Source organism: Draconibacterium mangrovi, assembly GCF_010586825.1.
Taxonomy (GTDB): Bacteria; Bacteroidota; Bacteroidia; order Bacteroidales; family Prolixibacteraceae; genus Draconibacterium; species Draconibacterium mangrovi.
Map to the genome: position 1 here is coordinate 1 of NZ_JAAAGB010000026.1, position 1,186 is coordinate 1,186.

Below are 1,186 nucleotides of genomic sequence, written 5' to 3' on the forward strand. Positions count from 1 at the left end.
TGAGACCCACCTCGCAGCATTGCAACAGGCAAAAAATTTTGTTTAGACCCCCTATGCAGTTTTGCAGCAGGGGTAAAATTTTCGTGAGACCGGGGCCGCACAACTGCGAGAAGCCTGCTAAATATCTTTCTGGCACACCGCAATAGTGTAGAGTGGTAAATTCAGTGATGATTTGCATGTGGTTTAAATGCAGCACCGACAAAAATGCTGTGGAACATAATCTGAAGCATTGACTTTAGTAAACATTTGCTCTAATTTTATTGAACAAAAAATAAATCGCTCGATCAGCCAAACGCTTTTCACAAAAACAAAATTAAATAACCTTTAAAAACATAGTTTCTAATTCGTAACCCACATTATCATGAAAAAAATTTTAAACCTTTTTTTGTATAAACTCCGAACGGAGAATACTTCCAGTTTATGAGCGACTTTAAAAGTTTGCTCATAGCGCTAACACCAGTCGCCATCCACTCGGAGGCCGAATTTGCAGACTTCGATGCTGCCTTAACCAAGCTCGACGACGAACTACGTGTTGATCAGGGCACAGTATTAACCGAACAACTACAAAACTTAGATCAGGACAGAGATAATGTTTGGCGCGCTATCGATATGCGTATTAATGCTACTCTTTTGTGCACTATACCAGAAGAAGTGGAAGCGGCCAAAAGCCTGAGACGCTTGTTCGATTTGTATGGCGATGTGCGAAGGGTAAGCTATAACGAACAAACAGCCGGCCTTACCAACTTAGGTGGCGATTTAACGCAGCGCGAAAATGCCGGCTTTGTTGCCACTTGCGGACTTGGCACCTGGGTATCGCACCTTAACAACCTGAATGTAGCATTTAAAGCCAAACAAGACGAACGCGATACTGTGCTGGCCAACAAAAAAAGCGGTAATGCCAAAGTGGTGCGTCTTGAAATCGATCCGCTGTACGAACTACTGGTTGAACGGGTAAATGCGTTGGTAAGTTTGAATATGCAAACTCCCGAAATTGAGAATTTCATTATCGAGCTGAACCAGAAAATAAAAACCTTAGAGAATACAATTGCCATTCGCGAAGGCCGTAAAGACAGTGGCGAGGAAGAAGAACCTCCAACACCCGAAGATGAATAAATAGTAATAATTATTATAAATTTTGTTTTAAAGGTTAACAAAAGCATCCATCCTTCGGGTTGGGTGCTTTTTT

1 protein-coding gene is annotated in these 1,186 nt (G+C 41.7%); it reads left to right on the forward strand.

The window, feature by feature from the left end; translation table 11 throughout:
- Positions 1 to 420 precede the first annotated feature (420 nt).
- Positions 421 to 1,113, forward strand: a complete 693-nt coding sequence (locus tag G4420_RS23215) for a DUF6261 family protein (RefSeq protein WP_163326337.1) — start codon at positions 421 to 423, stop codon at positions 1,111 to 1,113.
- Positions 1,114 to 1,186 lie beyond the last annotated feature (73 nt).

What these genes read in the sequence shown, in the direction of transcription:
- G4420_RS23215 (WP_163326337.1), top strand. Translation starts at nt 421, where the DNA reads ATGAGCGACTTTAAAAGTTTGCTCATAGCGCTAACACCAGTCGCCATC.